11 protein-coding genes are annotated in these 13903 nt (G+C 63.6%); 3 read left to right on the plus strand and 8 right to left on the minus strand.

All coding sequences use genetic code 11. The features are described 5' to 3' along the window. Positions 1-74: 74 nt before the first annotated feature. The 3 genes from NKJ04_RS09275 to NKJ04_RS09285 all read left to right on the plus strand — a co-directional run bounded on the left by NKJ04_RS09275 (position 75) and on the right by NKJ04_RS09285 (position 3527). Positions 75-653 carry an SCO family protein gene (locus NKJ04_RS09275; protein ID WP_128303538.1) on the plus strand — a complete coding sequence of 193 codons (579 nt, stop codon included), beginning with the start codon at positions 75-77 and terminating at the stop codon, positions 651-653. A 10-nt stretch (positions 654-663) separates the two neighbouring features. Then, positions 664-1536, plus strand: a complete 873-nt coding sequence (locus tag NKJ04_RS09280) for a 50S ribosomal protein L11 methyltransferase (RefSeq protein ID WP_352674460.1) — start codon at positions 664-666, stop codon at positions 1534-1536. A 146-nt stretch (positions 1537-1682) separates the two neighbouring features. Then, positions 1683-3527 (plus strand): aminopeptidase P family protein, encoded by a 1845-nt coding sequence (locus NKJ04_RS09285; RefSeq protein WP_352674462.1) that lies wholly within the window; start codon positions 1683-1685, stop codon positions 3525-3527. A gap of 158 nt (positions 3528-3685) precedes the next feature. Here NKJ04_RS09285 and NKJ04_RS09290 read toward each other — a convergent pair whose 3' ends face one another. The 8 genes from NKJ04_RS09290 to ftsZ form a co-directional block, all read right to left on the minus strand. Continuing rightward, positions 3686-3982, minus strand: a complete 297-nt coding sequence (locus NKJ04_RS09290; protein ID WP_352442244.1) for an AzlD family protein — start codon at positions 3980-3982, stop codon at positions 3686-3688. Continuing rightward, positions 3979-4707 carry an AzlC family ABC transporter permease gene (locus NKJ04_RS09295; RefSeq protein WP_352674464.1) on the minus strand — a complete coding sequence of 243 codons (729 nt, stop codon included), beginning with the start codon at positions 4705-4707 and terminating at the stop codon, positions 3979-3981. The genes NKJ04_RS09290 and NKJ04_RS09295 overlap by 4 nt, the downstream gene beginning before the upstream one ends. 150 nt (positions 4708-4857) lie before the next feature. Then, complete coding sequence (locus tag NKJ04_RS09300; RefSeq protein ID WP_352674466.1) at positions 4858-5550, minus strand: DUF2461 domain-containing protein; 693 nt, start codon at positions 5548-5550, stop codon at positions 4858-4860. Beyond that, positions 5547-7751, minus strand: a complete 2205-nt coding sequence (ligA, locus tag NKJ04_RS09305; RefSeq protein ID WP_127296004.1) for an NAD-dependent DNA ligase LigA — start codon at positions 7749-7751, stop codon at positions 5547-5549. The genes NKJ04_RS09300 and ligA overlap by 4 nt, the downstream gene beginning before the upstream one ends. Before the next feature lie 170 nt (positions 7752-7921). Next, positions 7922-9595: a DNA repair protein RecN gene (recN, locus tag NKJ04_RS09310; protein ID WP_352442242.1), complete on the minus strand. Its 1674-nt coding sequence runs from the start codon at positions 9593-9595 to the stop codon at positions 7922-7924. 219 nt (positions 9596-9814) lie between these two features. Beyond that, complete coding sequence (locus NKJ04_RS09315; protein ID WP_352674469.1) at positions 9815-10684, minus strand: outer membrane protein assembly factor BamD; 870 nt, start codon at positions 10682-10684, stop codon at positions 9815-9817. Positions 10685-10946: 262 nt separating this feature from the next. Further along, complete coding sequence (lpxC, locus tag NKJ04_RS09320) at positions 10947-11897, minus strand: UDP-3-O-acyl-N-acetylglucosamine deacetylase (protein ID WP_352674471.1); 951 nt, start codon at positions 11895-11897, stop codon at positions 10947-10949. A 281-nt stretch (positions 11898-12178) separates the two neighbouring features. Next, on the minus strand, positions 12179-13858 hold the full coding sequence (gene ftsZ, locus NKJ04_RS09325; protein WP_352674473.1) for a cell division protein FtsZ: 1680 nt from the start codon (positions 13856-13858) through the stop codon (positions 12179-12181). Between the last annotated feature and the right edge of the window lie 45 nt (positions 13859-13903).

Raw genomic sequence — 13903 nt, forward strand, 5'->3', positions numbered from 1 at the left:
GGCCGAACCGCTAAGACTGTCGCACAGGCGCGGCATTGAGCCGGCGCGGCGATTTCTGCAGACGGACTTTGATGATGATGCGTTCTATCCTGGTCGGCATTCTCGTCCTGATGGCGGCCGGCATCGGCTGGCTGACCTTCGACTGGTACCGCGGCCACTATGGCGGCGAACCTTTCGGTGCCGCCTTCACCCTGGTCGACCAGAAAGGCACGCCGATCACCGAAGCCGCCTTCAGGGGGCAGCCCAGCGTCGTCTTCTTCGGCTTCACCCATTGCCCCGAGGTCTGCCCGACCACGCTGTTCGAACTGGCCGGCTGGCTGAAGACGCTCGGCGACGACGGCAAGAACCTGCACGCCTATTTCGTCTCGGTCGATCCCGAGCGCGACACGCCGGAAGTGATGAACGCCTATGTCAGCAATTTCTCCGACCGCATCGTCGGCATCACGGGCGCTCCGGACAAGGTCCATGCCATGGCCAAGTCGTTCGGCATCTACTGGAAGAAGGTCGACACCGGCGACGGCGACTACACGATGGACCACACCGCCTCGGTGCTGCTGCTCAACGCCAATGGCGACTTTGCCGGCACCATCGCCTACGGCGAAAGCGCCGATACGGCCATCGCCAAGCTGAAGCGGCTGGCGGCGAAAGGCTGATTACCATTTCATGACCCAGACGCGCCTTTACTTCACCACCGGAAAGACCGAGTCCGTCAGCATTTTCGCGGCGCTCGAGGCGGCCTTCGAGGAAGAAGGGCTGCCTATCGCCGTCCTGGAGGTCGACGAGGACAAGGACATCCACGAAGTGTCGCTCTATGCCGATGGCGACGTCGATGCGGTCGAGACCCGCTTGAAGGACATCCTTGCCGGCCTTTCCCTGTCGAACCCGATCGAGCGCGAGGCCCTGCCCGACATCGACTGGGTGGCGCATTCTCTGGAAGAGCTGAAGCCGGTGCGTGCCGGCCGTTTCTTCGTCCACGGCGCGCATGACCGCAGGAAACGCCACAGCGGCGAACTCGCCATCGAGATCGAGGCCGGCCTCGCCTTCGGCACCGGTCACCACGGCACCACAGTCGGCTGCTTGGAAATGCTGGAAAGAGTGGTTCGGCGCGAGCATCCGCGCAATGCGCTCGACCTCGGCACCGGCAGTGCGGTGCTGGCGATCGCCGTCGCCAAGCTGGCGCATATTCCTGTGCTGGCCACCGACATCGATCCGGTGGCGGTGCGGGTGGCTGCCGCCAATGCGCGGCTCAACCACGTCAAGGCACTGGTGGAAACAGCAACCGCGCCTGGTTTTCACCATCCGATCTTCGGCAAGCGCGCGCCCTTCGATCTCATCGTCGCCAACATATTGGCACGGCCGCTGATGCGGCTGGCGCCGCAAATGGCTGGTCACATCGCACTTGGTGGTTCGATCGTGCTGTCGGGTATCCTCGAGCGCCAGCGGGACGCCGTCATCTCGGCCTATGTCGGCCAGAATTTTCGCCACGTGCGCACCTTGCACCGCGAAGGCTGGGTGACGATCCATCTGAAGCATTGAGGCATGCAGGCCGGCAACGACCGAGCTTGGACCAAGTTCCACCGGTTGTCAGCCAAGCGATGCTGTAGCAGGTTGCGCCCAGCCGGAAATCGATTCCGATTTCCGCGACCTTACGCTACGGTTGCGCTGACCGCAGGAGGCCCACAATGTTCCAGACCTTCGATTCCGCGGGCGACCCGGCCGTCGGCAAACCGCGTGTGGCGTTGCTGCGCCAATGGCTTGAAGCCAACGGGCTGGACGGCTTCATCGTGCCGCGTGCCGACGAGCATCAGGGCGAATATGTCGCCGACCGCTCGGCGCGGCTGAAATGGCTGACCGGCTTCAGCGGCTCGGCCGGTGTCGCCATCGTCCTGCGCGACCGCGCCTTCGTCTTTGTCGACGGGCGCTACACGCTGCAGGTGCGCAGCGAGGTCGACCTCGACGTCTTTTCGATCGAAAGCCTGGTCGACAATCCCCCGGCTGTCTGGCTGAAAGACAATCTTGGCAAGGGCGCACGGCTCGGCTTCGATCCATGGCTGCACACGATCAGCGAGGTCAAGGCGCTGCAGGCCTCGGCCGACAAATCAGGTGCGGTGCTGGTGCCGCTCGACAAGAACCCGATCGACATCATCTGGAAGGATCAGCCCGACGCGCCGGTGGCTCCCGTCGAGCTTCACCCGATCGGCTTTGCCGGCGAGCTCGCCAAGGACAAGCTGGCGCGGCTGGCGGCGGCGATCGCAAAGGACGGCGCCACCCATGCCGTGCTGACCGACTCCTCCTCCATCGCCTGGGCCTTCAACATCCGCGGCGGCGACGTGCCGCACACGCCGCTGGCGCTCGGCTTCGCCATTCTTGCCGCCGATGGGTCGCACCAGCTTTTCATGGATAAGCGCAAATTCTCGCGCCAGGTCGCGGCCTATCTCACCCAACTCGCCGAGCCGCATGGGTCCGGCGAATTCGAAGCGGCGATCACATCGCTTGCCAAGAGTGGCGCGAAAATCGCGCTTGACCCGGTGCTGGCGGCCGACAGGCTGCGCATGCTGGTCGAGGCCAATGGAGGCGTCGTCGTTGCAGCAGCGGACCCCGCCCGCATCCCGCGCGCCACCAAGAACCAGGCCGAGATCAACGGCTCGCGCGCCGCGCATCGGCGTGACGGTGCGGCCGTGGCGAAGCTTCTGTGCTGGCTGGAGCGGCAAAAACCCGGATCGCTCGATGAGATATCGGTGGTCACCCGGCTGGAGGAACAGCGCCGGCAGACCGGCGAGGAAACGCAGATGCCGCTGCGCGATGTCTCCTTCGACACCATTTCGGGCGCCGGCCCGAACGGCGCCATCATGCATTATCGCGTATCGCGCGCCACCAGCCGCAAGCTGCAAGCCGGCGAGTTGTTCCTGCTCGATTCCGGCGCGCAGTATCAGGACGGCACTACCGACATCACGCGCACCGTGCCGATCGGACAGCCGACGCAGGAGATGCGCGAACGCTTCACCCTGGTGCTGAAAGGCATGATCGGCATTTCCACCTTGCGCTTTCCCGCCGGCACGCGCGGCTCCGAGATCGATGCCGTCGCGCGCATGGCGCTGTGGAAGCACGGTTGCGACTTCGCCCACGGCACCGGCCATGGCGTCGGCTCGTATCTGGCCGTGCATGAAGGGCCGCAGCGTATCGCCCGCACCGGCACCGAAAAGCTGCTCGAAGGTATGATGCTGTCCAACGAGCCGGGCTACTACAAGGAAGGCGCCTACGGCATCCGCATCGAGAACCTGATCCTGGTGACGCCGGCGCAAGAGATCGAGGGCGGCGACATCGCCATGCACGGCTTCGAGACGCTGACGCTGGCGCCGATCGACACAAGACTGGTGCAGTCGGACCTCCTGACGCGCGACGAGTTACACTGGCTGGACACGTACCATGCGCGCGTGCTGACCGAGATCGGCCCGATGCTCGACGGCGAAACGCTGGCCTGGCTGGAGAAGGCGACAGCGCCGCTGCCGCACGACGCGAAGATTTGATTTTCTGAGGCGCCGAGGGCGTGTCGAGATTCAGGTCAGGACGAGCCGAAAACGATGGGTTCCGAGAACCGGAGCGGAGCGTACTTTTGGGTACGTGAGCACCGGAAGCGCAGGAAGCCGCCGTTTGCAGGCCGTCATCACCTGAATCTCGACACGCCCTACCCGACGAACTGCCGCGCCACGATCAACATCGCCGCACCCGCCAGAAACATCGCCATCAACCCACCGCGCAGCGAGACGACCGCGGTGACCACCAGAGCCGCCCATTCCGCCGGCCCGGCATTCAACAGTTCCGGCGCCACCAGCGTCGTCAGCACCGCCGCCGGCACGGCGTTGAGACCGGCCTCGACGCGCGGATGGATGGTTTCGAAGCGGGAGATGACCAGATGCCCGCCGATTCGCGTCAGATAGGTCGCGATTGCGCCGGCGATGATGATCCAGAAGGTCGTGCTCATGGCCGTGCCTTTACGCCGCTGTGATGGGGAGGCAGGATGACCGCCAGCAGCACACCGGCAACAGCGCCAATCGAGACATGCCAAGGCGAGCCCACCGTCTTGTAGGCGATGATCGAGGCGGCGGCGCTGGCGACGACCACCGGCAGCCACAGCGGCCGCTTGCGAAAGCCCAGCACGAGACCGAGGAAATAGATCGGCAGCAGGAAATCGATGCCGAGCGCATGCGTGTCGGGGATCAGCTTGCCGAACAGTGCGCCAAGCGCGCTTTCGACGATCCAGAACAGATAGACCGGCAAGCCAAGCCCCAGATACCAGGCAAAGCCGACCGTCTGGCCCGATTGCGCCCGCGCTTCGGCTACCGCGAATTGCGGATCGGTGAGGATGAAATAACCAAGTGCCTGCTGGATGACAGGCCAGTGCGCGATGCGCCGGCCGATGCCTGCGGAATAGAGCACGTGGCGGAAATTGACGGCGAAGATCGACAGCACGATCAGCCACGGCGCCACATGCTGGCCGAACAGCTGGATGCCGACCATCTGGCTGGCGCCGCCATAGACCAGCGCGCTCATCAGGAAGGCTTCCAGGACCGAGAAACCATTGTCGACGGCGAGCGCACCGAACAGCACCGCAAACGGCGCCGACGCCACCACGACTGGCATCGACAGCCGCACGCCCTGCCAGAAATCGCTTCTATCGCCGCTCTCGGAAATTACGTCGGTCGCCATCAACCACTCCTGATGCATGTCGCCCAAAAGTGGGATAACGACAACAACAAGGGAATGGCGGTATGTAGGTGGCGCGGCCTGCGCTGTCACACGAATTCGCTTGAGCCAAATGATCAGCGGAAATGATCGACAAGGCGCCTTGTCGAAGGGCTAGAAGGCGAGAACCTTGCCCTCGATCGCCCTGCCCCAGTCGAGCAGCGGCTTGGCGCGCAAGGTGAAATCGACGAGTTCGTCGACCAGATCAGCCGTATGGATTCCGGCCGGATCGATGACATGCTGGACATAGAAATGCCGGTGGCGGATGGCGGCGACCAGATCGGGATCGCTGATTTCCTCGAAGCCGCGTGGCGTACGCTTCATACGACCTTCGGTCTCGAGTTCAAGCCGGTTCTTCTTCAACGCCGCCACGAGGCCGCGAAAATTGTCCGGCTTCGTCGCAATAGCCTTGCGCATCGCCAGCAGCAGCGCCGGCTCCGGCTGCCACCAGGCAATGTCGGCAAAGCAGCGTTCAAGCCCGATATGGACGTAGAACACGCCCTGCTCCATCTTGGTGCCGTCGGGCGACAGGATGGCCGACAAATGCCTGTTGTAGGGCCGCTTATCCCTAGCGAAACGCACGTCGCGATTGATCCGGAACAGCGACTTCTTGCGGTCGCCGCGCAGGCCGAGACCTGCCTCCGCGAAGCGCTCGGTCAGCGTCTCGACGAGATCACTGAGCGGATCGCGCAACTCGTGTTCGAAGAGGTCGCGATTCTCCAGGAACCACTCGCGGCTCTGGTGGAAATCCAGCGCCTTGAGGAACGGAATGGCTTTGGGGCCGAAGCCGCTGAACGGTCCGGTCATGCCTTGCCGATCCGCACCAGCCAGGCATCCTCGTCGATCACCTCGATGCCGAGTTCGCTGGCGAGCTTCAGCTTGGAGCCGGCACCTGGCCCGGCCACGACAAGATCGGTCTTCGCCGAAACCGAGCCCGCGACCTTGGCGCCGAGGCGCTCCGCCATCGCCTTGGCTTCGGAGCGTGTCATCTTCTCCAGCGAGCCCGTGAACACGACCGTCTTGCCGGCGACCTCGCTGTCGGCCGAGACGTTGACGATATATGGCTTCGGCTTGACTTGGCGGAGCAACGCGTCAAGCACGTCGTCATTGCGCTCATTGCCGAAGAAGTCGCGCAAAGCATCGATCACGGTATCGCCGATGCCGTTGACCGAGGGGAAAACCGTATGTGGATTCTCCGCTGCCGCTGTCTCCTTACCGACGCGGATCAGCTCCTCGATGGTCGAGAAGGTGCGGGCAAGCACGGCGGCCGTCGTTTCACCGATATGGCGGATGCCGAGCGCGAAGATGAAGCGGTCCAGCTCCGGCTCGCGGCGCGAATCGATGGCGGCGAACAGCTTGTCGAGGCCCTCATAGTTGCGATCCTCGACGCTGCGCACATTCTTGCGTGTCTTGCCCGATGCGGCCTCGCGCTGCCTTGCCTGCTCCTCACGGCGCTCGGCCAGCGCCCTGGTGACAGCCGGACGGCGGTCCCTGAGCGTGAAGATATCGGCGGCGGTCTTGATCAATCCCGCATTGAAGAACGTGTCTATGTTTTCCGCGCCGAGCCCTTCGATGTCCAGGGCACCGCGTGACACGAAGTGGCGCAATCCCTCCACCGCCTGCGCCGGGCAGATCAGTTCGCCGGTGCAGCGCCGGCGGGAATCTTCCTTGCCGGTCTTTTCGTTGATCTCGCGCGTCGCCGGCGAGCCGCAGATCGGGCAAGTGTGAGGGAACTCGTAAGGCACCGCATCAGCAGGCCGCTTGTCGATGACGACGCTGACGATCTGCGGAATGACATCGCCTGCCCGCTGGATCACGACCGTATCGCCGATGCGCACATCGATGCCATCTCGGATCGGCTCGCCGGTGCTGTCCAGGCCCTTGATGTAGTCCTCATTGTGCAGCGTGACGTTCTCGACCACGACGCCGCCGACAGTGACCGGCGCCAGCCGCGCAACCGGCGCCAGCGTACCGGTACGACCGACCTGGATGTCGATCTTCTGCACGGTCGTCATCGCCTGTTCGGCCGGGAATTTGTGCGCGACCGCCCAGCGCGGTTCGCCGGTGACGAAGCCCCATCGGCGTTGCAATTCCAGCTGGTCGACCTTGTAGACGACACCGTCGATATCGTAGCCGAGCGCCGAGCGCTGCTCCTCGATCCGATGATAATGCGCGATCAACTCCTCGGCCGATTTCGCCCGCACCATCAGCGGACTGATCTTGAACCCCCACTCGGCGAATTTCTGTACCGAATCATATTGGGTCGGAGCGGGATCCGCCGAGGTGTAGCCCCAGGCATAGGCGAAGAATTTGAGGTTGCGGCTGGCGGTGACGGACGGATCCTTCTGGCGCAGCGACCCGGCCGCCGTATTGCGCGGATTGACATAGTCCTGGCCGCCGGCCGCTGCCGAGCGTTGCTTCAGCGCCTCGAATTCCGCATAGGTCATATAAACCTCGCCGCGGATCTCGATGGTTTCGGGCCAGCCCGAGCCTTTCAACTTCGCAGGGATGTCGGCGATAGTCTTCAAATTGGCGGTGATGTCTTCGCCGACGGCGCCGTTGCCACGCGTCGCGCCCTGCACGAACACACCGTTCTCGTAGCGCAGCGAAGCCGACAGCCCGTCGATCTTCGGTTCGGCGGTGAAGGCGATGTCGAGCTCCTTGTCGCGATCGAAGAACCGCCGCCCGCGTTCGATGAAATCCGTGACGTCATCGTCGGTATAGGCCTTGGCAAGGCTGAGCATCGGCACGGCGTGGCGCACCTTGGTAAAGCCTTCTGCGGGTGCTGCACCAACCCTCAGCGATGGCGAGTCCTCGCGAACCAGCGCTGGAAAGCGCTCCTCGATGGCAAGGTTGCGCCGTGCCAGCGCATCATATTCTGCATCGGTGATAACTGGCGCGTCTTCGGTATGGTAGCGCCGATCGTGCTCGGCGATCTCTTCCGCGAGGCGCTTCAGCTCGGCTTCGGCCTCGCTTTCGGTCAGGGCATCGACTGGTTTTTCGGACATGGTTTTGCACCTGGCTGCTGTTGGCCCGGGACAATAGATCAGGATTCGGATGGAAGGGAGCTGAATTCTGACAAAACCACGCCGAAACAGCAGGATGGAGCCATATGCTGACTCTGTTCGTGCGTCGAATTTCACCAGTTAGAGGCACCCCCGATCGGGAAGCAGCGCCATCAGGAAACGGCGGTATTCTCGCGCAGCAATCGCTCGGCGGCGGCGCGCGCCTCGTCGGTGATGGTGGCGCCGGCCAGCATGCGCGCGATCTCTTCCTGCCGCGCCGGCCGATCCATTTCGGCAATGCCTGTGGCGACACGGTCGGTGGTGCCGGATTTGGAGATCAGGAAATGCGTCGCCGCGCGCGCCGCCACCTGTGGTGCGTGCGTCACCGACAGCACCTGGACCCGCTTCGACAGCCGCGCCAGCCGCTGGCCGATAGCGTCGGCGACAGCGCCGCCCACACCGGTGTCGATTTCGTCGAACACCAGCGTCGGTGCCGAGCCGCGGTCAGCCAGCGCCACCTTCAGCGCCAGAAGGAAGCGCGAAAGCTCCCCGCCGGAGGCCACTTTCATCATCGGCCCGGGCCGCGTGCCTGGATTGGTCCGCACCCAGAATTCGATCTGATCGATCCCCTCTTCCATGCGGCTTTCGACCTCGCTCTTCATTTCCACGATAAAGGCGGCGCGTTCGAGCTTCAGAGCCGGCAATTCCGCCATCACCGCCTTGGTCAGGCCGACCGCCGCCGCATGACGAAGCGAGGACAGCTGCGCGGCGGCAATGTCATAGGTCTCGCGCGCGGCAGTGGCCTGCTTTTCCAACCCGTGCAGGCGCTCCTCGCCGGCATCGAGATCGGCGAGATCGGCCGACATCGTGTCGCGCAGCTGCGCCAAATCGTCGACGGCGACGCTGTGCTTGCGCGAGGCCGCACGCAGCGAAAACAGCCGCTCCTCCGCCTTCTCCAACCGCTGCGGATCATATTCGGTGGCGCGCAGTGCAGCCTCGACCCCCGATTGCGCCGCGTCGAGCGAAAGCATCGCCTCATCGAGCGATTTGACGACATCGTCGAGCAGGCCGGGCGCCTCCGTCACTTTGCGCTGCAGCCGCCGCAGCAGGCTGGCAAGTTGCGGCAAGGGCGAGGACGGGCCGGACAGCACATCCTGCGCATCATGGATTTCGGAAGCGATCTTCTCCGCTCGCATCATCGACGCCCGCAGTTCGGCGAGATCGGTCTCCTCGCCCGGCTGCGGATCGAGCTTCGTCAGTTCCGCCACCGCCGCGCGCAAATAATCAGCCTCGCGCGCCGCCGCCGCCACCTTGGCGCGGTGTCGCGACAGCTCCTGCTCGCAGGCGCGCCAGTGCCGCCATGCCTCGCCGGTCGAGCGGACGGCGCCGAGATGGCCACCGAAAGCGTCGAGCACCTCGCGGTGCGCTCCGGGATCGACCAGCGCGCGCTCGTCATGCTGGCCGTGGATCTCGACCAGCGCGCGCCCGACATCGCGCATCAGGGTGACGCTTGAAGGCTGATCGTTGACGAAGACGCGGGTGCGGCCGTCCGCCGTCTGCAGGCGGCGCAGGATGATGTCGCCGTCATCCTCGATCGCATTGTCGGCAAGCAGCGTACGCGCCGGATGGTTACGCGGCACGTCGAAGACGGCGATGACCTGCCCCTGCGCCGCGCCATGGCGCACCAGCGAAGCATCGCCGCGCGCTCCGAGCGCCAGCGACAAGGCATCGAGCAGGATGGATTTTCCGGCACCGGTTTCGCCGGTCAGCACCGAAAGACCCGGCTGGAAGTCGATATCCAGCTTCTCGATCAGGACGATATCGCGGATCGACAGTCTGGAAAGCATCAGAACCCAAATCTAGAACGGCACGCGACGGTTTGGAGTCGCAGCGCCGCACTATCTTTTTGTTTGAGCACCGGATCAATCCGAAAAAGCGCACGCTTCGATCCGAGTGCTCCAGGCAGGTTCCACAAAAGTGTCGTGCGGTTTTGCGGCTAGAACCCGCGACAAGCAACAAAACCAGGCAGACGGCGCGTTGGTGAAGCCTGCAACGTCTGCTTGGGATCAGGCGCCGGTGATCATCTTTCCGGCCTTGGATATCCACGACCCGGCATTTTCGCGCGGTGCAAGCCCATTGCTCTGCAAGAGCTTGTATGAATCCCTGTACCATGAACTGTCAGGGTAATTGGTGCCGAGCACGGCGGCGGCGGTCTGCGCCTCCGAAGTCAGGCCCATCGCGTAATAGCTTTCGGTCAGGCGGGCGAGCGCCTCCTCGACATGGCGGGTGTTGGAATAGTTCTCGACCACGGTGCGGAAGCGCTTCACGGCAGCGATGTATTCACGCCGCTCAAGATAGTAGCGGCCGATCTGCATTTCCTTGCCGGCCAACTGGTCGTTGGCGAAGCGGATCTTTTCCTTGGCGTCGTCGACATATTCCGATGTCGGCCAGCGCGTGACCAGATCCTGCATCGTCTGGACGGTCTGACGCGCTTCCTTCTGGTCCTGCGTCACGTCCTTGATCTGACGGTAGTAGCTCAAGCCGATGATGTACTGCGCATAGGCGGCGTCATCGGTCGACGGGTAAAGCGTGAGATAGCGCTTGGCCGAGCCGATCGCCTCATCGTAATTGCCCTGGCGATAGTCGGCGAAAGCGCCCATCACCATCGATTTGCGGGCCCATTCTGAATAGGGATGCTGGCGGTCGACGGCGTCGAACTTCTTGCTCGCCTCCTGCAGGCGCCCGGCATTGAGATTGGCAAGGCCCTGATTGTAGAGAACATCGGCCGGCTCGGTCTGGTCGACATAGGTCGACAGGTCGATATCTTTCTCCGACGACATGCAGGCCGACAGAAAGAGCGATGGAACAACTACTGAAAGCGCCAGGAAAACAGCCCTCTGCGGTGCTTTCAATTGACCAACTCGCTTGAAGAACATGATTGGATCTCGCCCTTTCGGCGCCATTTCAATGCCAGTTGCATGCCATTGTTTCAAAACTGGTCCCCACTTTTGAACGACATGCATTAATCGACGGCAGCAGCCATAAACCATAACCGCCTTGCCCGACAACGCTATCTCCGGCCAATCGCACATTTTTGTGGCGGCCGGACGCAGCTTGGACGTCAATGCAATTTCACTGGCGAGTGGTGCATTCCTGCCACATGCGCTATCGCCCATGGAACCCGAAAAACCCGGGAAATCAGATCATCCAGGGCGCGTAGAGTGGCGCATTGACGGCGTTCATCTCGGCGCTGCGGCCACGCTCGCGGCGTGTCGTCTCGACGATTTCGAATGCCGTGCGGTCCGAGAGCAGACGGCGCAGGGCCGCGGCATTCATCCTGTGGCCGCCGCGATAGGAGCGGAAGCAGCCGATGAAGCGGGCGCCGGCCAGCGCCAGGTCGCCCATGGCGTCCAGCGTTTTATGGCGCACGAATTCGTTGGGATAGCGCAGGCCGCCCATATTGATGACGCGGTTGTCGTCGCCGATGACCAGCGAGTTCTCCAGCGAGGAGCCGAGCGCATAGCCTGCAGCCCACAGCCGCTCGACATCCTTCATGAAGCCGAAGGTGCGGGCGCGCGCGATGTCGCGACGGAAAATATCGGCATTGAGGTCGGAGGCAAACAGCTGACGGCCGATCGCCGGACTTTCGAAGTCGATCTCGATCTCGAAACGGGTCCCGTCATAGGGGCGAAACTCCGCCCACGAGGCGCCGTTCTCGATACGGACCGGCTTGATGACCCTGATATAGCGCCGCTTGACCGAGAGCGTCTCGATACCCGCCTGGTCGATGGCTTCGACGAACGCCATGGCGCTGCCATCGAAGATAGGAACCTCGGAACCATCGATCTCAATGGCGACATTGTCGATGCCGAGCCCAAACAGCGCCGCCATGATGTGCTCGACCGTGGCGATGTGCTCGCCAGCGGGATCACCAAGCATGGTGCACAGGTCGGTAGCGCCGACTTCCGAGACCAGGGCACGAAACTCGCGGCCCTGCTCCGCACCGTTGAAAAGCTGGAAAACGATGCCGGTGTCGGCATCCGCGGGCACGAAGCTGATGGACACTTCCTTGCCGCTGTGGACGCCGGTGCCGGTAAGCGACGCGCGCGTCTTCAATGTCGTCTGATAGTCGTGCAAGACAATCCCCATAAGCCCGTAATGCCTAGGTCCGCTTCTCCAGCCCGAGGGCGCGGCTCTTGTGTGAATCGGCTGGCAGGGCGACTTCCCCCGAAATCCCGGCAAACCGATGATGGTAGGCAGCGAAGATAATGTCCCGTCAGGGAGACTCCAAATCACGGTTTCTTACTCTGTGTAACCGCGAAATGGAATGAGTGCGAATTGGTAAGTCGTTGAAATCCCATCATTTAAAACGTTAACAGGCAAGCGATTCCTCGCTTACCTGTTAACAAATGTTACAGTCCGTTTACCAATCAGTTGGCCTGGCGGCGCAGGAACGCCGGAATCTCCAGCTGATCGTCTTCCTGAGTCGTCCTCACCTGCGGCGTCAGGCGGCCCTGATCATCGAGCTGGCCACGGCGCGGCGCATACAGCTGCGCATCCTGACTGGCAAGACGGCGCACTTCGGGCGCTGCCTGGCGCAGCTTGGGCTCGCGCGGCTGCGCCGGCTGCAGTCGTGCGGGTTCCTCCTCGCGACGGGTCAGGCCATTGGTCAGGCGCTTCAGCAGGCCCATCGGTCCGCTGTTGTTCTCGTGATCGACCGGGCGGCTCTTGGCATCCACCTCGGCCTTGACGACCGGCGGAAAGTCCTCGACGCGCGGCATACGCTGCGGCGCCATCGCAACCGGCTGCGGGGCTTCGCGCAGCATCTCGCGCGGCTGCGGGGCCGGCTGCATCTGCTGGACCACCGGCTGCGGCATCGGCTGGGCGGGCGGTGCCTGGAAGATCTTGCTCTGCGGGCGGAAATCTTCAGCGTGGGCGACCGGGGCCGGGCGCGCCTGCGCCATGGCCGCGGCATTAGCTTCGGCCAGATGGATGGCTTCCGCGACCGGGTCGACAGCGCGTGGCTCGTATGCCGCCTGCTGGACAGGCGCCGGACGAACCTCCGCGATCTGAGCCGCCGGGCGGTTGGCCGGCTTCGGAGGCGCCGTGCGGATCGAGATCGGCGCGGCGGCGATTTCAGCCGCCGACTTGTCGATGCCGGTGGCAACTACCGAGACGCGAATGACGCCTTCGAGTTCCTCGTCGAAGGTGGCGCCCAGGATGATGTTGGCGTCCTGGTCGACTTCCTCGCGGATACGGGTCGCGGCTTCGTCGACTTCGAACAGCGTCAGGTCGCGGCCGCCGGTGATCGAGATCAGCAGGCCCTTGGCCCCCTTCATCGAGGTCTCGTCGAGCAGCGGGTTGGCGATCGCCGCTTCGGCGGCGGCCATCGCGCGGCCCTCGCCGGAAGCCTCGCCGGTGCCCATCATCGCTTTGCCCATCTCGCGCATGACGGAACGGACGTCGGCGAAGTCGAGATTGATCAGGCCTTCCTTGACCATCAGGTCGGTGATGCAGGCGACACCGGAATAGAGCACCTGGTCGGCCATGGCGAAGGCATCGGCGAAGGTGGTCTTGTCATTGGCCAGCCGGAACAGGTTCTGGTTGGGGATGACGATCAGCGTATCGACGCATTTCTGCAATTCCTCGATGCCGAAATCCGCGGTCTTCATGCGGCGCTGGCCTTCGAAGTGGAACGGCTTGGTGACGACGCCGACGGTGAGGATGCCCTTTTCGCGCGCCGCGCGGGCAACGACGGGAGCAGCACCGGTGCCGGTGCCGCCGCCCATGCCGGCGGTGACGAAGCACATATGGGTGTTGGTCAGGTGATCGAGAATCTCGTCGATGCACTCTTCCGCCGCCGCACGGCCGACTTCCGGCTGCGAGCCGGCGCCGAGGCCCTCGGTGACATGCGCGCCGAGCTGGATCAGGCGGCCGGCCTTCGACATGGTCAGCGCCTGCGCGTCGGTGTTGGCCACCACGAACTCGACACCGCGCAGACCGGCGGTGATCATGTTGTTGACGGCATTGCCGCCGCCGCCGCCGACACCGAACACGGTGATGCGCGGCTTAAGCTCGGTGATGTCCGGCTTCTGCAGATTGATGGTCATTGTCTCCGTCCTTTGCCTTTCACGCCGCTTCGCCGCCGCGGCCGC

The organism is Mesorhizobium sp. M0618 (assembly GCF_040320765.1).
In the GTDB taxonomy this organism is placed as follows: Bacteria; Pseudomonadota; Alphaproteobacteria; order Rhizobiales; family Rhizobiaceae; genus Mesorhizobium.

Coding starts and splice junctions, on each gene's coding strand:
- NKJ04_RS09275 (WP_128303538.1), top strand. CDS start 75: ATGATGCGTTCTATCCTGGTCGGCATTCTCGTCCTGATGGCGGCCGGC.
- NKJ04_RS09280 (WP_352674460.1), top strand. CDS start 664: ATGACCCAGACGCGCCTTTACTTCACCACCGGAAAGACCGAGTCCGTC.
- NKJ04_RS09285 (WP_352674462.1), top strand. CDS start 1,683: ATGTTCCAGACCTTCGATTCCGCGGGCGACCCGGCCGTCGGCAAACCG.
- NKJ04_RS09290 (WP_352442244.1), bottom strand. CDS start 3,982: ATGAGCACGACCTTCTGGATCATCATCGCCGGCGCAATCGCGACCTAT.
- NKJ04_RS09295 (WP_352674464.1), bottom strand. CDS start 4,707: ATGGCGACCGACGTAATTTCCGAGAGCGGCGATAGAAGCGATTTCTGG.
- NKJ04_RS09300 (WP_352674466.1), bottom strand. CDS start 5,550: ATGACCGGACCGTTCAGCGGCTTCGGCCCCAAAGCCATTCCGTTCCTC.
- ligA (WP_127296004.1), bottom strand. CDS start 7,751: ATGTCCGAAAAACCAGTCGATGCCCTGACCGAAAGCGAGGCCGAAGCC.
- recN (WP_352442242.1), bottom strand. CDS start 9,595: ATGCTTTCCAGACTGTCGATCCGCGATATCGTCCTGATCGAGAAGCTG.
- NKJ04_RS09315 (WP_352674469.1), bottom strand. CDS start 10,684: ATGTTCTTCAAGCGAGTTGGTCAATTGAAAGCACCGCAGAGGGCTGTT.
- lpxC (WP_352674471.1), bottom strand. CDS start 11,897: ATGGGGATTGTCTTGCACGACTATCAGACGACATTGAAGACGCGCGCG.
- ftsZ (WP_352674473.1), bottom strand. CDS start 13,858: ATGACCATCAATCTGCAGAAGCCGGACATCACCGAGCTTAAGCCGCGC.